The organism is Kluyvera genomosp. 2 (genome assembly GCF_036759865.1).
GTDB classification, from domain to species: domain Bacteria; phylum Pseudomonadota; class Gammaproteobacteria; order Enterobacterales; family Enterobacteriaceae; genus Kluyvera; species Kluyvera ascorbata_B.
In genome coordinates this window covers 60,973-80,112 of sequence record NZ_JAPKIA010000004.1, presented here as the reverse complement: position 1 = coordinate 80,112, position 19,140 = coordinate 60,973, and the positions used below count along the sequence as shown (strand labels likewise).

The window sequence follows — 19,140 nt, the reverse complement described above, 5'->3', positions numbered from 1 at the left end:
TCGGCGTGAGCAACCTGTCGCTCGATTTTTCAGAGAATACGTTTCAACCTCTGGCCGCGCGTATGCGGCCAGAGAACTTAGCGCAGTACATCGGCCAGCAGCACCTGCTGGCTGCCGGTAAGCCGCTGCCGCGAGCCATTGAGGCGGGGCATCTGCACTCGATGATCCTCTGGGGGCCGCCTGGCACCGGCAAAACCACGCTGGCGGAAGTGATTGCTCGCTACGCTAATGCCGACGTCGAGCGAATTTCTGCCGTTACCTCCGGGGTGAAAGAGATCCGTGAAGCGATTGAACGCGCGCGGCAGAACCGCAATGCCGGGCGTCGCACTATTCTGTTCGTTGACGAAGTTCACCGCTTCAATAAAAGCCAGCAGGATGCGTTTCTGCCGCATATTGAGGACGGCACCATCACCTTCATTGGTGCAACCACGGAAAACCCCTCGTTTGAACTGAACTCGGCGCTGCTTTCCCGGGCGCGCGTTTATCTGCTGAAATCGCTCACCACCGAGGATATTGAGCAAGTGCTCACTCAGGCGATGGAAGACAAGGCGCGCGGCTACGGCGGGCAGGATATTGTCCTGCCGGACGAAACCCGGCGGGCGATTGCGGAGCTGGTTAACGGTGATGCGCGTAGAGCGCTGAATACGCTGGAAATGATGGCCGATATGGCCGAGCTTGACGAGGCGGGTAAGCGCGTACTCCAGCCGCAGCTACTGACCGAAATTGCTGGCGAACGCAGCGCCCGTTTTGATAACAAAGGCGACCGTTTCTACGATCTGATTTCCGCGCTGCACAAGTCGGTGCGCGGCAGCGCGCCGGATGCGGCGCTGTATTGGTATGCGCGCATTATCAGCGCCGGAGGCGATCCGCTGTACGTTGCGCGCCGCTGCCTGGCGATTGCTTCCGAAGATGTCGGCAACGCCGATCCGCGCGCGATGCAGGTTGCGATTTCAGCCTGGGACTGCTTCACCCGCGTTGGCCCGGCCGAAGGCGAAAGAGCCATTGCGCAGGCCATTGTTTACCTTGCCTGTGCGCCGAAAAGCAACGCCGTGTACACCGCGTTTAAAGCAGCGATGGCCGATGCGCGTGAACGCCCGGATTACGACGTACCGGTGCATCTGCGCAATGCGCCGACCAAACTGATGAAAGAGATGGGCTACGGGCAAGAGTATCGCTACGCCCACGATGAACCGAACGCCTACGCCGCCGGTGAAGAGTATTTCCCCAGCGAAATGGCGCAAACTCGCTACTATCACCCGACCAATCGGGGTCTTGAAGGCAAGATTGGCGAAAAGCTCGCCTGGCTCGCTGAACAGGATCAAAATAGCCGCACAAAACGCTACCGCTAGCGCAGGCGTTGCGGTAATGTTGTCAACGTACCTCTGCGACCGCGGGCTGTGGTCGCATACTCCACTTTCAATTCGATAAGCATAGGATAAGCATGCTCGATCCCAATCTGCTGCGTACAGAGCCAGACGCAGTCGCAGAAAAACTGGCACGCCGGGGCTTTAAGCTGGATGTAGATAAACTTCGCGCTCTCGAAGAGCGTCGTAAAGTGCTGCAGGTAGAAACTGAAAATCTGCAGGCAGAGCGTAACTCGCGATCGAAATCCATCGGCCAGGCGAAAGCACGCGGGGAAGATATTGAGCCTTTACGCCTGGAAGTGAACAAGCTCGGCGAACAGCTGGATGCCGCGAAATCCGAACTGGACGTTCTGCTGGCAGAGATTCGCGATATCGCGCTGACCATCCCGAATATCCCGCACGACGACGCACCGATCGGTCGAGACGAAAACGACAACGTTGAAGTCTCCCGTTGGGGCACGCCGCGTGAATTCGATTTCGAGATCCGCGATCATGTGACGCTGGGTGAAATGCACAGCGGCCTCGACTTTGCTGCCGCCGTTAAGCTGACCGGTTCACGTTTCGTCGTGATGAAAGGCCAGATCGCCCGTATGCACCGCGCGCTGTCGCAGTTCATGCTGGATCTGCACACCGAACAGCATGGCTATAGCGAAAACTATGTGCCTTACCTGGTCAACCAGGACACCCTGTACGGTACCGGGCAACTGCCGAAATTTGCCGGTGACCTGTTCCATACTCGTCCGCTGGAAGAAGAAGCTGACAGCAGCAACTATGCGCTGATCCCAACGGCGGAAGTGCCGCTGACTAACCTCGTTCGCGATGAAATCATCGACGAAGACGATCTGCCGATCAAAATGACCGCACACACGCCGTGCTTCCGCTCTGAAGCGGGTTCCTACGGTCGTGACACGCGTGGTCTGATCCGTATGCACCAGTTCGACAAAGTTGAAATGGTACAGATCGTTCGTCCGGAAGATTCTATGGCGGCGCTGGAAGAAATGACCGGTCACGCAGAAAAAGTCCTGCAGCTGCTGGGTCTGCCATACCGTAAAATCATCCTGTGTACCGGTGACATGGGCTTCGGTGCCTGCAAAACCTATGACCTCGAAGTCTGGGTTCCGGCGCAGAATACCTACCGCGAGATTTCCTCTTGCTCTAACGTCTGGGATTTCCAGGCGCGCCGCATGCAGGCTCGCTGCCGCAGCAAGTCCGATAAGAAAACCCGTCTGGTCCATACCCTCAACGGTTCTGGGCTGGCGGTAGGGCGTACGCTGGTTGCCGTGCTGGAAAACTACCAGCAGGCTGATGGCCGCATTGAAGTACCAGAGGTGCTGCGTCCATATATGAACGGTCTGGAATTTATCGGTTAATCCTCGACTGTTTCACAAAAAAAGCGCCGCAAGGCGCTTTTTTTATATCCCTATTGATACCGAACAATACCTCTCCTGGTAGAACGTTTAATACTCCCTTCGAACTAGCAATAGCATAAAACACTATAATAATAGCAATTCGCTATATAAGAATCTATATAGCGAAACTTTCAATGTCAGCAACGAAGTGAGTATCCATGAAAACTGAAACCCCCGATGCTTTACTGGCAGCCGAGGTCAGCCGTCGTGGTTTAATGAAAACCACGGCCATTAGCGGCCTGGCGATGGCCAGCGGTGCTTTTACGCTCCCGTTTAGCCGTATCGTTAATGCTGCCGAAGCGCTGGACCCGGCAACGGCAGCGGAACGCGTCACCTGGAGTGCGTGCACGGTAAACTGTGGAAGCCGCTGCCCGCTGCGCATGCATGTTGTCGATGGCGAGATTAAGTACGTAGAAACCGATAATACCGGCGATGATAACTACGACGGGCTGCACCAGGTTCGTGCCTGCCTGCGCGGGCGTTCAATGCGTCGCCGCGTCTACAACCCGGATCGCCTGAAATACCCAATGAAGCGGGTAGGCAAACGTGGTGAAGGTAAATTCGAGCGTATTAGCTGGGAAGAAGCCTTCGATACTATTGCCGATAATATGAAACGCCTGATCAAAGATTACGGCAATGAATCGATTTATCTCAACTATGGCACCGGTACCCTGGGAGGAACGTTAACCCGCTCCTGGCCGCCGGGCAAAACGCTGATTGCGCGCCTGATGAACTGCTGCGGCGGATATCTGAACCATTACGGCGACTACTCCTCTGCGCAGATTGCTGCGGGCCTGAACTATACCTACGGCGGCTGGGCTGACGGCAACAGCCCGTCCGATATCGAAAACAGCCAACTGGTGGTGCTGTTTGGTAACAACCCTGGCGAAACGCGCATGAGCGGCGGCGGGGTGACTTACTATCTGGAGCAGGCGCGGCAGAAATCGAATGCGCGCATGATCATTGTCGATCCGCGCTATACCGATACCGGGGCAGGCCGCGAAGATGAATGGATCCCGATTCGTCCGGGTACCGATGCGGCGCTGGTTTCCGCGCTGGCGTGGGTGATGATCACCGAAAATCTGGTCGATCAGCCGTTCCTCGATAAATACTGCGTGGGTTACGACGAAAAAACGCTGCCGGAAGGCGCGCCGGCCAATGGCCACTACAAGGCTTATATTCTGGGTCGGGGTAGTGATGGCACGGCAAAAACGCCGGAATGGGCATCGACGATTACCGGTATTCCGGCCGAGCGCATTGTCAAACTAGCGCGTGAAATCGCCACCGCAAAGCCCGCTTATATCTCTCAGGGATGGGGGCCGCAGCGTCACGCGAACGGCGAAATCGTGACCCGTGCCATTTCTATGCTGTCCATTCTGACCGGCAACGTGGGTATTCACGGCGGTAACAGCGGGGCGCGTGAAGGCTCCTATGAAGTGCCGTTTGAGCGTATGCCAACGCTGGAAAACCCCGTTCAAACCAGCATCTCCATGTTCATGTGGACTGATGCGATCGTTCGCGGCCCGGAAATGACGGCCCTGCGTGACGGCGTGCGTGGCAAAGATAAGCTGGACGTACCGATCAAAATGATCTGGAACTATGCCGGTAACTGCCTGATTAACCAGCACTCTGAGATAAACCGCACCCATGAAATCCTGCAGGATGACAAGAAGTGCGAAATGATAGTGGTCATCGACTGCCACATGACCTCGTCGGCGAAGTATGCCGATATCCTGCTGCCGGACTGCACGGCATCCGAACAGATGGACTTCGCGCTGGATGCATCCTGCGGCAACATGTCTTACGTCATCTTCACCGATCAGGTGATTAAGCCGCGCTTCGAGTGTAAGACGATTTACGACATGACGACCGAGCTGGCTAAACGCATGGGCGTTGAGCAGCAGTTTACCGAAGGGCGCACGCAGGAAGGATGGATGCGTCATCTGCACGAACTTTCCCGCCAGGCAGTGCCTGAGCTGCCGGACTTCGATACGTTCCGCAAGCAGGGCATCTTCAAGCAGCGCGATCCGGAAGGGCATCACGTGGCGTATAAAGCGTTCCGTGAAGACCCACAGGCCAATCCGCTAACTACGCCGTCGGGCAAAATTGAGATCTACTCGCAGGAGCTGGCGAAAATCGCTGCCACCTGGGAACTGGCGGAAGGTGATGTTATCGATCCGTTACCGATCTACACACCGGGCTTTGAAAACTACAACGATCCGCTAGCTGAGAAGTATCCGCTGCAGATGACCGGCTTCCACTATAAAGCACGCGTTCACTCCACCTATGGCAACGTTGACGTGCTGAAGGCGGCCTGCCGTCAGGAAATGTGGATTAATCCGCTGGATGCGAAAAAACGCGGCATCGCCAACGGCGATCGCGTGCGCATCTTTAACGATCGTGGGGAAGTGCATATTGAAGCTAAGGTCACACCGCGCATGATGCCGGGTATCGTGGCGCTGGGCGAGGGGGCATGGTATGACCCGGATGCCAAGCGTATTGACCAGGCGGGCAGCATTAACGTGCTGACCACGCAGCGCCCGTCGCCGCTGGCGAAAGGCAATCCATCGCACACGAACCTTGTTCAGGTCGAGAAGGTGTAAGGAGTAACCGATGACCACCCAATATGGCTTTTTTATTGATTCGGCACGCTGCACCGGCTGTAAAACCTGTGAACTGGCGTGTAAAGATTACAAAGACTTAACCCCGGACGTCAGCTTCCGCCGTATTTATGAATACGCCGGCGGCGACTGGCAGGAAGATAACGGCGTCTGGCATCAGAACGTCTTTGCCTATTACCTGTCCATCGCCTGCAACCACTGTGAAGATCCGGCCTGTACTAAAGTGTGTCCGAGCGGCGCGATGCATAAACGAGAAGACGGCTTTGTGGTCGTTGACGAAGACGTCTGCATCGGCTGTCGCTACTGCCATATGGCCTGCCCGTACGGTGCCCCACAGTACAATGCGGCAAAAGGCCACATGACCAAGTGCGACGGCTGCCACGAACGCGTGGCGGAAGGCAAAAAACCGATCTGCGTCGAGTCCTGCCCGCTGCGCGCGCTGGACTTCGGGCCGATTGAAGAGCTTCGCCAGAAGCACGGGCAGCTGGCGGCCGTTGCGCCGCTGCCGTCGGCGCACTTTACCAAGCCGAGCATTGTGATTAAACCTAACGCCAATGCACGTCCGTGCGGCGATACCACTGGCTACCTGGCCAACCCGAAGGAGGTGTGAGATGGGAAGTGGATGGCATGAATGGCCGCTGATGATCTTCACGGTCTTTGGGCAGTGCGTTGCCGGCGGATTTATCGTCCTGGCGCTGGCGCTGATGAAAGGGCAGCTGGCGCGCGAGCAGCAGCAGCGCGTGGTGCTGAGTATGTTCGCTTTGTGGGTGCTGATGGGCATTGGTTTTATCGCCTCGACGCTGCACCTCGGCTCGCCGATGCGCGCATTTAACTCGCTTAACCGCGTGGGGGCCTCGTCGTTGAGCAACGAGATTGCCAGCGGCGCGATTTTCTTCGCCGTGGGGGGCATTGGCTGGCTGCTGGCCGTCACCAATAAGCTCTCCTGCGCGCTGCGTAGCGTCTGGCTGGTGGTGACGATGGTGCTGGGTGTGGTCTTCGTGTGGATGATGGTGCGCGTGTATAACACCATCGATACCGTACCGACCTGGTATAGCATCTGGACGCCGCTGAGCTTCTTCCTGACGCTGTTTATCGGCGGTCCGCTGCTCGGCTATCTGCTGCTGCGCTGGGCGGGTGTCGAAGGCTGGGCGCTGCGTCTGCTGCCGGTGGTGAGCCTGGCTGCGCTGGGCGTTAGCGCGGTTGTTTCGCTGATGCAGGGCGTTGAGCTGGCTTCAATCCATAGCTCAATCCAGCAGGCTTCCGCACTGGTCCCGAACTACGGCTCCCTGATGGCGTGGCGCGTTGCGGCCATTGCGCTGGCGCTGGTGTGCTGGGTGGTGCCGCAACTTAAGGGCTACCAGCCGGCGCTGCCGCTGTTGAGTCTGGCATTTGTGCTGGTGCTGGTCGGTGAACTGATCGGCCGTGGCGTCTTCTACGGTCTGCATATGACCGTCGGGATGGCGGTCGCCAGCTAAATAAAACGTGCCGGGGCTGCCTCGCCCTGGCACTTTTTGTTCATGAATTTTTTCAACTGAACCCTTTCCATTTATTCCTTTCATTTTCAGTAAAAACAATCAGATAGATTTGATGAATGTCGTTATGCCGCTGCGCTGAATAAGAAACATCAATCGTGGTGCCAGAAAGCCGCTTCCGACACAAATCAGGTGGATTGACAATGTTTTTAGCAGTGGCATGATGCGCTCGAAATCTGTCTATCCTCACGGTTTTTAGCCCATGTCCACCTATACCCGCCCAGTGCTGTTATTGCTCTGTGGCCTTTTGTTATTGACGCTGGCGATCGCGGTACTCAACACGCTCGTCCCGCTCTGGCTCGCCCATGAAAATCTGCCAACCTGGCAGGTTGGGATGGTTGGTTCATCCTATTTCACCGGTAACCTGGTGGGTACGATGCTGACCGGGCGTCTGATTAAGTGTCTTGGCTTTAACTTCAGCTACTATATTGCGTCGCTTATCTTCGCCTCGGGCTGCGTGGGGCTGGGCTTTATGGTGGGCTTCTGGAGCTGGATGTTCTGGCGTTTTATCGCCGGCGTCGGCTGCGCCATGATTTGGGTGGTGGTGGAAAGCGCGCTGATGTGCAGCGGTACTTCGCGCAATCGCGGGCGTCTGCTGGCGGCCTACATGATGATGTATTACATCGGTACCGTGCTCGGCCAGCTTATCGTGAGTAAACTACCGACCGATTTGCCGACCATTCTGCCGCTGATGACCGGCGTTATCCTGGCCGGTATTCTGCCGCTGCTGTTTACCCGTATCCTGAACCAGAAAGATGAACAGCAGGACGCCAACGCGCGCGTCTGGCCAATGTTCAAGCTGCGTCAGGCGCGACTAGGGGTGAATGGCTGTATTATTTCCGGCATCGTGCTGGGCTCGCTGTACGGGCTGATGCCGCTGTATTTAAACCATCGTGGCGTCAGCGATTCCGGTATCGGTTTTTGGATGGCGGTGATGGTCAGCGCCGGTATTTTGGGTCAATGGCCAATAGGCCGTCTGGCGGATCGCTTTGGTCGTTTGCTGGTACTGCGCGTGCAGGTATTTGTGGTGATTGTCGGCTGTTTGGGGATGCTAAGCCAGGCAATGATGGCACCGGCGCTGTTTATCCTTGGTGCCGCCGGTTTTACGCTCTATCCGGTGGCGATGGCCTGGGCCTGTGAGAAGGTCGAGCACCACCAGTTGGTGTCAATGAATCAGGCGCTGCTGCTAAGCTACACCATAGGCAGCCTGGTAGGGCCTACGCTGACCGCCATGCTGATGCAAAGCTACTCAGATAACCTGCTGTTTATCATGATTGCCGGGGTGTCGTTCGTCTACCTGATGATGCTGCTGCGCAAAGCCGGGCATCATCCAACCCCGGTTGCCCACGCCTGATGCGCTGGCGCGAGCGCGCCTCTTGATTTTTTCGTCGCCTGTCGTGCCGAGACAGACAACAAAAAACCCGACTTAGCGTCGGGTTTTTCGTCATCAGCATTGTCAGGCCAGGTATAGCTACTGGCCAGAAGGGATCAGTACATCACCTTGTGACCGTACTGCTCGAGAATGCCTTTTACGCGTTCCATGGTCTCTTTCTTCGGCGGCTTCACCCCGTCGAGCTTGTACTCTTCGCCCATGGCTACCCATTTGTGTTTGCCCAGCTCGTGGTACGGCAGCAGTTCGATTTTCTCGACGTTGCCCATATCGCGGGTGAACTCGCCCAGGCGGTGCGCGGAGTCATCGTCATCTGACCAGCCCGGGACCACCACATAGCGGATCCAGACCTTCACGTCTTTCTTCGACAGGTACTGCGCAAACTCGAGCGTGCGGTGGTTAGATACGCCAACCAGATTCTGATGGATATCGTCGTTCATCTGCTTGAGGTCGAGCATCACCAGGTCGGTGACTTCCAGCAGCTCATCAATGACCGGGTCGTAACGACGCACAAAGCCGTTGGTGTCCAGACAGGTATGAATACCTTCTTTCTTGCACGCTCGGAACCAGTCGCGCACGAACTCAGCCTGTAAAATGGCTTCGCCGCCGGATGCGGTGACGCCGCCGCCGGACGCGTTCATAAAGTGGCGATAGGTCACCACTTCTTTCATTAGTTCTTCAACGGTGACTTCTTTGCCACCGTGGGTATCCCATGTATCGCGGTTATGGCAGTACAGGCAGCGCATCAGGCAGCCCTGGAAGAAGGTAATAAAACGGATGCCTGGGCCATCGACGGTGCCACAGGATTCAAAGGAGTGAATGCGACCAGTTACAGACATTGCAGTATTATCTCCAGTTCTTCCCCGCGTCCGGCAGGGTGACGATCATTATTTCAGGCCGTCTTGAGTTTATTTTGCTTGTTAACCTGATTATAGAAGTTAGCAGGCAAAATAGGCTCGGAGAGAGTAGGGCAGTTATAAGAAAGGCCCCACTGACGTGGAGCCTTTATTGTACGCTTTTTAAATCGCGATTTCAGTCAAATCCATTACATGGACTGAGTGAAGGTACGGGTAATAACGTCCTGCTGCTGTTCTTTAGTCAGGGAGTTAAAACGTACTGCGTAGCCAGATACGCGGATGGTCAGCTGCGGATATTTTTCCGGGTTTTCCATCGCGTCGAGCAGCATTTCGCGGTTCATTACGTTAACGTTCAGGTGTTGACCGCCTTCGATAGACGCTTCGTGGTGGAAGTAACCGTCCATCAGACCAGCCAGGTTGGTTTTACGAACGTCGTCGTCTTTACCCAGTGCGTTCGGAACGATAGAGAAGGTGTAAGAGATACCATCTTTAGCGTAAGCAAACGGCAGTTTAGCAACGGAAGTCAGAGAGGCAACAGCACCTTTCTGGTCACGACCGTGCATTGGGTTAGCACCTGGGCCGAATGGCGCGCCAGCGCGACGACCGTCTGGGGTGTTACCGGTTTTCTTACCATAAACCACGTTAGAGGTGATGGTCAGAACAGACTGAGTCGGGATAGCGTTACGGTAAGTCGTCAGTTTCTGAATTTTCTTCATGAAACGTTCAACCAGGTCAACCGCCATGTCATCGACGCGAGCGTCGTTGTTACCAAACTGCGGGTATTCGCCTTCGATTTCGAAGTCAACAGCCAGACCGTTTTCATCACGAATCGGTTTAACTTTCGCATATTTGATTGCAGACAGGGAGTCAGCAGCAACGGACAGACCAGCGATACCGCAAGCCATAGTACGGATAACGTCGCGGTCATGCAGCGCCATCAGAGAAGCTTCGTAGCTGTATTTGTCGTGCATGTAGTGGATGACGTTCAGCGCGGTGACGTACTGTTTAGCCAGCCAATCCATAAAGTGGTCCATACGATCCATAACTTCGTCGTAGTTCAGAACGTCGCCTTTCATTGGCTCAGTTTTAGGACCAACCTGCATTTTCAGTTTTTCATCAACGCCGCCGTTGATTGCGTACAGCATGGTTTTCGCCAGGTTTGCACGCGCACCGAAGAACTGCATTTGTTTACCAACGATCATCGGGCTTACGCAGCAAGCGATAGCGTAGTCATCGTTGTTGAAGTCCGGACGCATCAGGTCATCGTTCTCATACTGCAGAGAAGAGGTATCGATGGACACTTTTGCGGCGAATTTTTTGAACGCCAGCGGCAGTTTTTCAGACCACAGGATAGTGATGTTCGGTTCCGGAGACGGGCCCATGGTGTACAGGGTGTTCAGGAAACGGAAGCTGTTTTTGGTGACCAGAGTACGGCCATCAACGCCCATACCACCGACGGATTCAGTTGCCCAAATCGGGTCACCGGAGAACAGTTCATCATACTCAGGGGTACGCAGGAAGCGAACCATACGCAGTTTCATGACCAGGTGGTCAATCATTTCCTGAGCTTCTTGTTCAGTGATTTTGCCTGCTTTCAGGTCACGTTCGATGTAGATATCCAGGAAGCTGGAGGTACGACCGAAGGACATTGCAGCGCCGTTCTGGGATTTAACAGCGGCCAGGTAGCCGAAGTAAGTCCACTGAATAGCTTCCTGAGCGTTGGTAGCCGGACCAGAGATGTCGTAGCCGTATTTAGCAGCCATCTCTTTGATCTGACCCAGCGCACGGTGCTGTTCGGAGATTTCTTCACGCAGACGGATAGTCGCTTCCAGGTTTACACCGTTTTCCAGGTCAGACTGGAGAGAGGTGAACTGAGCGAATTTGTCTTTCATCAGGTAGTCGATACCGTATACGGCGATACGACGGTAGTCACCGATGATACGACCACGGCCGTAGGCGTCTGGCAGACCGGTCAGAACACCGGATTTACGGCAGCGCAGGATGTCCGGAGTATAAACGTCGAACACGCCCTGGTTGTGCGTTTTACGGTATTCGGTGAAGATTTTTTTGATCATCGGGTCCAGTTCGCGGTTATACGCTTTGCAGGAACCTTCGATCATTTTGATGCCACCGAACGGGATAAGAGCACGTTTCAGCGGAGCTTCAGTTTGCAGACCAACAATTTTTTCCAGCGCTTTGTTGATGTAACCAGCGTCGTGGGAAGTAATGGTGGAAGCAACGGCGGTGTCAAAGTCAACTGGCGCGTGAGTGCGGTTTTCCAGTTTAACGCCTTCCATAACGTTGTCCCACAGAGCTGTGGTCGCGTCAGTAGCACCAGCCAGGAAGGACTCGTCACCCTCATACGGAGTGTAGTTTTTCTGGATGAAGTCACGTACGTTTACTTCATTCTGCCAGTCACCTTTCGCAAAACCTTCCCAGGCTGTGGCTAACTTTTCATTAAGTTCGGACATGTAACACCTACCTTCTTAAGTGGACTTTTTATTTACTGCCTGGAGCAACCATCAGTTAATGACGGTCACCGCCACGCAGGTAAATGACCCAGTATGTCAACCCAACCAATAAACCGCCGCCGATGATGTTCCCGATGGTTACCGGAATCAGGTTATCGGTGATGAAATTCATCACGGTCAGGTGAGAAAAACTTTCCGGAGTTGAACCGATTGCGGTCCAGAATTCCGGGCTAGCAAAGTGACGTATTACGATACCCATCGGAATCATAAACATGTTTGCAATGCTGTGCTCAAAGCCGCTGGCGACGAACATGGCAACCGGTAAAACCATAATCATGGCTTTGTCCATCAGGCTGCGGCCAGAGTAGCTCATCCAGACTGCCAGGCAGACCATCAGGTTCGCCAGGATGCCGAGAGCGACGGCTTCAATGAATGTGTGGTGCATTTTGTGGTCAGCAGTTTGCAGGACGTTTAGCCCCCATCCGCCGTTGGCCGTCATGTATTCGCCGGACAGCCACATCAACAGCACGAAGAGCAGCGCGCCGATCAGGTTACCAACATAGACGTTGAGCCAGTTTTTTGCCAGTTGACCCCAGGTAATTCGCCCGCTGGCTTTCGCTACAACGATAAGCACGGTCGAGGTAAAGAGGTCAGCGCCACAAATAACGCAAAGGATTAAGCCTAGTGAGAAGCAGATACCGCCAATCAGCTTCGCGATGCCAAATGGCATACCCGCGGTGCCCGTCGTTGCGGTAATGTAAAAAACAAAAGCAATCGAGATAAAGACGCCCGCAGTAATCGCCAGATAAAAGGTTTTCAGCGGATGCTTGGTTGCTTTATAGACGCCTGCTTCTTCGGCAACTTTGGCCATCGCAGCAGGAAGGAGTAGATCAAAAGGGTTGTCAGCTTTCACACTAACTCTCTCTTTTTATTTAATCGGCGACGAGATACTAACAAAGCATTATAGATGAGAATTTGATATAGATCATATCTCACCTGGCTTATAGGCCTGAATAACGAATGGTTTTTCAACAATCCTTTGCTAACAATATGAATATTAAGATAAAAATAAATTTTAAGATTTACAAAATCAGTTGAATTTTTTCTTTATCCTTCATTTTATTGGTTAATTAAAATGGAGTAATGATCGGTAAAATTAACAATAAAAGTAAGCTACCAATTATAGTGTTTACTTATATTTAACTTTATTTTCACATGCCCGTGAAGCGAAGCGTTGAAATATAAAAAAGGGGCCAACAAGTGGCCCCGTAATATAGCGTAGGTCTGGCATTAAGCCTACTTTTTCTATGGTGAAGAAATTACTTCGCCCAGAAAGCCGCTTTCGCGCGCTGCAGTTTTTCGTAGGCCTCTAACAGCGACTGATGCGCCGGGAAGGCTTCCAGCGTGCCGTCCGCTGGCTGCAGGCCGTAGAAGGCCTCTTCGCCGCTCAGCGCCGCGCTGGCCGCTTCGACGGCGTCTGCGCCGTACATGCGGACAAACGCGTTCAGATACTGCAACGGTTCACGCTCTTCTTCCTGAGAAAGCAGCAGCAGCGTTTGCAGACAGCGGTAGTAGTTGGCGCGCTCGGCGCTGAACACGGACGCGTTAAACTCCATGGTCCATTCGGTCCAGATTAACGCCTGCTCAAGGTCGCCGCCGGCTAATGCCAGCATTGCTTTCAGTTCGCCAACGCGCAGGGTGTACCAGCCGTTGTTCGGGCCGGTCGCCAGACCCAGCAGCTCGCGCACGCGAGTAAAGTCGTCGAGGCCTTCGTCGTCAATCTGCTCGATAAGATTCAGGTACTCTTCTTTTTCCCACTCGCTGCCCGGCAGGGAAAGAATGGTTTCGCGCAGGTGGCTGCCCATATTGTTATTCGCCAGCCACAGATCTTCCGCTGGATAGATATCAGACATGCCGGGCACGATGATACGACAGGCGTAAACGCCCAGATGTTCGTAATCGGCGATGTACACTTCTTTATCTTCTTCTTTGAAGATAGCCATCAGAGTTGCGAACTCTTCTTCGGTGGTGCCGGAGAAGTTCCAGTCTGCAAACGGATAGTCTGCATCCTGTTTGAACATATCCCAGGAGATAAGACCGCTGGAATCGATAAAGTGGGTTTCGAGGTTGGTGTGCTCGGCCACTTCTTCATCGTCAAAGGTCGGCGGCGTGAACACATCAAGATCTTTAAGACCGCGACCCTGCAGCAGTTCGGTTACCGTACGCTCCAGCGCAACACCGAAGTCCGGATGTGCACCGAAGGAAGCAAAGCAGGTGCCGTTCGCCGGGTTGAACAGCACCACGCAGATAACCGGGTATTTGCCGCCCAGTGAACCGTCGTAGGCAAAGATAGGGAAACCTTCCGCTTCCAGCGTTTTGATGGATTCCACTACGCCAGGATAGCGTGCCAGCACCTCGGCCGGGATTTCCGGCAGGCTGATGCTTTCGGCAATAATGCGGTTCTTCACGTGACGTTCGAACACTTCCGACAGCCCCTGTACGCGGGCTTCGTTACGGGTATTGCCCGCAGACATGCCGTTGGAAACGTACAGGTTCGCGACGATGTTCATCGGAATGTAGATGGTTTCGCCGTCGGACTGACGGGTAAACGGCAGCCCGCACACGCCGCGATCGTCGTTGCCGGACTGCAGATCGACCAGCATGCTGGCGGTCAGCTGATCGTCAGGATCGTAGAATGCGCGCAGGCGCGCGTCGAGCAGACCTTCCGGCACTTCGTCGTCGTCGGTCAGCGGGAACCATTTCTCATTCGGGTAGTGAACGAACGGGCCGTTGGCGATTTTGTCACCCAGCCAGAAGTCAGCGAAGAAATAGTTGGTCGACAGACGCTCGAAGTATTCACCCAGCGCGGATGCCAGCGCCGCTTTTTTGGTCGCGCCTTTACCGTTGGTAAAGCACAGCGAGCAGGCTTTATCACGGATATGTACCGACCAGACGTTAGGAACCGGGTTCAACCAGGAAGCTTCTTCAATATCGAAGCCTAGGTCGAGCAGCTTTTGCTGGAAGCGAGCGATGGAATCTTCCAGTGCGGCATCTTTGCCGGGGATATAGGTTTGCGTCATAGCAATCTCTTTTGTCGTACGGAAAGCGCGCAATGATACGGGTTTTGCGTGACGGGTGCTATCTTCGGCGAAAATAAAAGAGACGGCTATGCTTACAGGCAATAACCGACTGTTACGGCGCAGAAAAAATGAAAGCGTTTGATCTTCAGAGAATGGCATTTGACAACGTTCCGCCAGAATTTTTAGGCGAGGTGGCGCTGAGATGCGTGTTTACCTTCGCGCTGGTGTTTCTGTTTCTCAAAATGACCGGACGTCGCGGCGTGCGGCAGATGTCGCTGTTTGAAGTGCTGATTATCCTCACGCTGGGATCGGCGGCGGGCGATGTTGCTTTCTATGATGATGTCCCGCTGGTGCCGGTTTTTGTGGTTTTCATTTCGCTGGCGCTGCTGTATCGGCTGGTGATGTGGTTGATGGCGAAAAGTGAAAAGTTACAGGGCTTACTGGAAGGTAAAGCGATCGTCATCGTTAAAGAAGGGCAACTGGCCTGGGAAAACGTGCGCGCGGCAAATCTGACGGAGCTGGATTTTTTTATGGAACTGCGGTTGAACAGCGTGGAGCAGCTTGGGCAGGTCCGGCTGGCGATTATGGAAACCGACGGTCAGATTAGCGTGTTTTATTATGCTGACGAGCAGGTGAAGCCGGGGTTATGCATTTTGCCCGACAGCCTCACTCAGCGTTTTAAGGCAGTTCCTGCGCCAGGTGAGTACGCGTGTGTGCGCTGTAGCTACGTCGTTAGCATGCGGGCGGGGGAGCGACAATTATGTCCGCGCTGTGCAAATCCGGCCTGGACGAAGGTGAGCCGCGCGAAACGGATTGCCTGATAGCCATTTTGTCGGTTTTCACACGGCAAGACGGTAGAATCTATTGTGTGACGGAGGGCGCATTTCGCTGACGAAAGGTTTTAGACATTGCGGCGCGTGTCACTGAATGATAAAACCAATAGCCACAGGAATAACTTATGCCCACGCGTTGATGACGCGCGAGGCATGCGGTCAGACAACATTGCAATGTGGTGAGGGTTATGGCTCAGGTCTTTAATTTCAGTTCAGGTCCGGCGATGCTTCCGGCAGATGTCCTTAAACTGGCGCAGAAGGAACTCTGCGACTGGAACGGATTAGGCACGTCGGTAATGGAAGTTAGCCACCGTGGTAAAGAGTTTATCCACGTGGCGGAGGAAGCAGAAAAAGATTTTCGTGACCTGCTTAACATCCCATCCAACTACAAAGTGCTGTTTTGCCACGGCGGCGGGCGCGGTCAGTTTGCCGGCGTACCGCTGAACATCCTCGGTGATAAAACCACCGCTGACTACGTTGACGCCGGCTACTGGGCAGCGAGCGCGGTGAAAGAAGCTAAAAAATACTGCACGCCAAACGTGATTGACGCGAAGATTACCGTCGACGGTCAGCGCGCGGTAAAACCCATGCGCGACTGGCAGCTTTCCGATAACGCGGCGTATTTGCACTATTGCCCGAACGAAACTATCGACGGTATTGCTATTGATGAGACGCCTGACTTTGGCAACGAGGTTGTTGTTGCCGCTGACTTCTCCTCAACCATTCTGTCCCGCCCGATCGACGTGAGCCGCTTTGGCGTTATCTACGCCGGTGCGCAGAAAAACATTGGTCCTGCCGGCTTAACGCTGGTTATCGTGCGCGAAGACCTGCTGGGTAAAGCACATGTTGCCTGCCCATCTATCCTTGATTACAGCGTGCTCAACGACAACGACTCCATGTTCAACACCCCGCCGACCTTTGCCTGGTATCTGTCCGGTCTGGTCTTCAAATGGCTGAAAGAGCAGGGTGGCCTGGCCGTAATGGATCGTATTAATCAGCAGAAGGCCGATCTTCTGTATAGCACCATCGATAGCAGCGATTTCTACCGTAACGATGTGGCGAGCGCCAACCGTTCCCGTATGAACGTTCCGTTCCAGCTGGCAGACAGCGCGCTGGACAAAGTCTTCCTGGATGAATCGTTTGCCGCCGGTCTGCACGCGCTGAAAGGCCACCGCGTAGTCGGCGGGATGCGCGCCTCCATCTATAACGCCATGCCGCTGGCGGGCGTACAGGCGCTGACGGAATTTATGCAGGACTTCGAGCGTCGTCACGGCTAATCGATTTTTGACCTATCCTCCCCATGGCCGCGTCATGGGGTTTTTTCTTTTGTTTTTTGAGAGTTGAGTTTCATGGAATCCCTGACGTTACAACCTATCGCGCGCGTAGACGGCACGATTAATCTGCCTGGTTCTAAAAGCGTGTCGAACCGTGCGCTGCTGCTGGCGGCGCTGGCAAGCGGCACCACCATCCTGACTAATCTGCTGGACAGCGATGATGTTCGCCACATGCTGAACGCGTTGAAAGCGCTGGGAATTCACTACACCCTGTCTGACGATCGCACGCGCTGTGAAGTCACCGGCAACGCGGGCCCGCTGCAGGGCTCTGGCGAACTGGAACTGTTCCTCGGCAACGCGGGCACCGCTATGCGCCCACTGGCCGCCGCGCTGTGCCTGGGGGCAAATGATATTGTCTTGACCGGTGAGCCGCGCATGAAAGAACGCCCAATCGGCCACCTGGTGGATGCCCTGCGTCAGGGCGGCGCGCAGATTACCTATTTAGAGCAGGAAAATTATCCACCGCTGCGCCTGAATGGTGGGTTTATCGGCGGTAGCGTTGAAGTAGACGGTAGCGTCTCCAGCCAGTTCCTGACCGCGCTGCTGATGACGGCGCCGCTGGCACCGCAGGACACAGTCATTACCATCAAGGGCGATCTGGTGTCCAAGCCGTATATCGACATCACGCTGCATTTGATGAAAACTTTCGGTGTTGAAGTTGAAAACCAGAACTATCAGCGTTTTGTTGTGCGTGGTAACCAGCAGTATGTCTCGCCGGGCCAGTATCTGGTTGAAGGCGATGCGTCATCGGCTTCCTACTTCCTGGCCGCTGGCGCGATTAAAGGCGGCACCGTGAAGGTGACCGGCATTGGCCGTCACAGCGTACAGGGCGATATTCGCTTCGCTGACGTGCTGGAAAAAATGGGCGCGACCATCACCTGGGGCGATGATTTTATTGCCTGCACTCATGGTGAACTGAATGCCATCGATATGGACATGAACCATATCCCTGATGCCGCTATGACCATTGCCACCGCCGCGCTGTTTGCCAAAGGCACCACCACGCTGCGTAATATATACAACTGGCGCGTTAAAGAGACAGACCGTCTGTTCGCCATGGCAACCGAGCTGCGCAAAGTGGGCGCGATCGTGGAAGAGGGCGAAGATTATATTCGCGTGACGCCGCCGACGACGCTGAATTTTGCTGAGATTGCGACCTACAACGATCATCGTATGGCGATGTGCTTCTCTCTGGTTGCGCTATCGGATACGCCGGTCACAATCCTTGACCCGAAATGTACGGCGAAAACCTTCCCGGATTATTTCGAGCAGCTGGCGCGTATTAGTACTCTGGCCTAATCCTTTCCTACCGCCAAAACGCCGACTTGATGTCGGCGTTTTTTTTCGGACTTTTTTGCCCTTGCGATGCAGTGTTACCCTTTTGTGTGAAATAACTTATTGATATTTAATAGTAATCAATCAATGGATGATTCATATGAAGAATGCAAAGGTGATGCTGACGCTGGCGATTTCCGCCACGTTACTGGTTGGCTGTAAAAATATGCAGGGTATGGATACCAATGCATTGGTGGGGTCCGGCATGACGGCTTATAAAGCGGCAACGCTGTCCGATGCTGACATGAAGGCCCTATCTGACGATGCCTGTCAGCAGATGGACGGCGAAAACCAGCTTGCGAGCGCGTCCAGTCAATACACCAAACGGCTGAACAAAATTGCCAAAGCGCTGGGCAATAACATCAACGGCACGCCGGTGAATTATAAAGTCTACATGACCGCTGACGTTAACGCGTGGGCAATGGCTAACGGCTGCGTGCGCGTCTACAGCGGTCTGATGGACTTGATGAACGACAATGAAGTCGAGGGCGTGCTGGGCCACGAGCTGGGCCACGTTGCGCTGGGCCACTCGCGTAAAGCGATGCAAACCGCCTATGCGACCGTTGCGGCGCGCGACGCGATTTCAGCCACCAGCGGCGCGGCGGCGCAGCTGTCAAAATCACAGCTCGGCGATATTGCCGAAGGCGTGATTAACTCGGCGTTTTCTCGTTCCCAGGAGTCTGAGGCCGATGATTTCTCCTACGATCTGCTGAAAAAACGCGGCGTCAGCACCCAGGGATTGGTGGGTAGCTTTGACAAGCTGGCCAGCCTTGACGCGGGTCATACGAAATCGTTGTTTGACTCTCACCCTCCTTCAGCCGAGCGCGCGCAGCACATTCGCGACCGCATTGCGGCGGATAAAAAGTAAATCATCATCATTTTCGGGTCGGCGCTTTGCCGGCCCACTATACTTA

14 protein-coding genes are annotated in these 19,140 nt (G+C 54.4%); 10 read left to right on the top strand and 4 right to left on the bottom strand.

Annotated features, from left to right (window positions below):
• Positions 1-5 precede the first annotated feature (5 nt).
• The 6 genes from rarA (at position 6) to V6942_RS05145 (ending at position 8,280) form a co-directional block, all read left to right on the top strand.
• Positions 6-1,349, top strand: coding sequence for a replication-associated recombination protein RarA (rarA, locus tag V6942_RS05170; protein WP_182965746.1), 1,344 nt, complete (start codon positions 6-8; stop codon positions 1,347-1,349).
• A 92-nt stretch (positions 1,350-1,441) separates the two neighbouring features.
• Positions 1,442-2,734 carry a serine--tRNA ligase gene (gene serS / locus V6942_RS05165; RefSeq protein ID WP_106924449.1) on the top strand — a complete coding sequence of 431 codons (1,293 nt, stop codon included), beginning with the start codon at positions 1,442-1,444 and terminating at the stop codon, positions 2,732-2,734.
• A gap of 197 nt (positions 2,735-2,931) precedes the next feature.
• On the top strand, positions 2,932-5,376 hold the full coding sequence (gene dmsA, locus V6942_RS05160) for a dimethylsulfoxide reductase subunit A (RefSeq protein WP_333500883.1): 2,445 nt from the start codon (positions 2,932-2,934) through the stop codon (positions 5,374-5,376).
• A 10-nt stretch (positions 5,377-5,386) separates the two neighbouring features.
• On the top strand, positions 5,387-6,004 hold the full coding sequence (locus tag V6942_RS05155; protein ID WP_182929191.1) for a DMSO/selenate family reductase complex B subunit: 618 nt from the start codon (positions 5,387-5,389) through the stop codon (positions 6,002-6,004).
• 1 nt (position 6,005) lies between these two features.
• Positions 6,006-6,869 carry a dimethyl sulfoxide reductase anchor subunit family protein gene (locus V6942_RS05150; RefSeq protein ID WP_106928851.1) on the top strand — a complete coding sequence of 288 codons (864 nt, stop codon included), beginning with the start codon at positions 6,006-6,008 and terminating at the stop codon, positions 6,867-6,869.
• 259 nt (positions 6,870-7,128) lie between these two features.
• The gene (locus V6942_RS05145) at positions 7,129-8,280 is read left to right on the top strand and encodes an MFS transporter (RefSeq protein ID WP_333500882.1); all 1,152 of its coding nucleotides are present in this window, start codon (positions 7,129-7,131) and stop codon (positions 8,278-8,280) included.
• A 134-nt stretch (positions 8,281-8,414) separates the two neighbouring features.
• On the opposite strand, the gene pflA is transcribed toward V6942_RS05145, so the two are convergent.
• The 4 genes from pflA to ycaO all read right to left on the bottom strand — a co-directional run bounded on the left by pflA (position 8,415) and on the right by ycaO (position 14,724).
• Positions 8,415-9,155, bottom strand: a complete 741-nt coding sequence (pflA, locus tag V6942_RS05140; RefSeq protein WP_106928848.1) for a pyruvate formate lyase 1-activating protein — start codon at positions 9,153-9,155, stop codon at positions 8,415-8,417.
• Positions 9,156-9,361: 206 nt separating this feature from the next.
• The gene (gene pflB / locus V6942_RS05135) at positions 9,362-11,644 is read right to left on the bottom strand and encodes a formate C-acetyltransferase (RefSeq protein WP_106928846.1); all 2,283 of its coding nucleotides are present in this window, start codon (positions 11,642-11,644) and stop codon (positions 9,362-9,364) included.
• A 55-nt stretch (positions 11,645-11,699) separates the two neighbouring features.
• Positions 11,700-12,557 (bottom strand): formate transporter FocA, encoded by an 858-nt coding sequence (gene focA / locus V6942_RS05130; protein ID WP_106928845.1) that lies wholly within the window; start codon positions 12,555-12,557, stop codon positions 11,700-11,702.
• 406 nt (positions 12,558-12,963) lie between these two features.
• Positions 12,964-14,724, bottom strand: a complete 1,761-nt coding sequence (gene ycaO / locus V6942_RS05125) for a 30S ribosomal protein S12 methylthiotransferase accessory factor YcaO (RefSeq protein ID WP_106928843.1) — start codon at positions 14,722-14,724, stop codon at positions 12,964-12,966.
• Positions 14,725-14,852: 128 nt separating this feature from the next.
• Here ycaO and V6942_RS05120 point away from each other — a divergent pair, with 128 nt between their 5' ends.
• The 4 genes from V6942_RS05120 (at position 14,853) to V6942_RS05105 (ending at position 19,094) form a co-directional block, all read left to right on the top strand.
• Positions 14,853-15,545, top strand: coding sequence for a DUF421 domain-containing protein (locus V6942_RS05120; RefSeq protein WP_182929189.1), 693 nt, complete (start codon positions 14,853-14,855; stop codon positions 15,543-15,545).
• A gap of 200 nt (positions 15,546-15,745) precedes the next feature.
• The gene (gene serC / locus V6942_RS05115) at positions 15,746-16,834 is read left to right on the top strand and encodes a 3-phosphoserine/phosphohydroxythreonine transaminase (RefSeq protein ID WP_106928840.1); all 1,089 of its coding nucleotides are present in this window, start codon (positions 15,746-15,748) and stop codon (positions 16,832-16,834) included.
• A gap of 72 nt (positions 16,835-16,906) precedes the next feature.
• On the top strand, positions 16,907-18,190 hold the full coding sequence (aroA, locus tag V6942_RS05110) for a 3-phosphoshikimate 1-carboxyvinyltransferase (protein WP_182965738.1): 1,284 nt from the start codon (positions 16,907-16,909) through the stop codon (positions 18,188-18,190).
• Between the two features lie 136 nt (positions 18,191-18,326).
• A complete protein-coding gene (locus V6942_RS05105; protein ID WP_333500881.1) occupies positions 18,327-19,094 on the top strand; it encodes a M48 family metallopeptidase in 768 nt (255 codons plus the stop codon).
• Positions 19,095-19,140 lie beyond the last annotated feature (46 nt).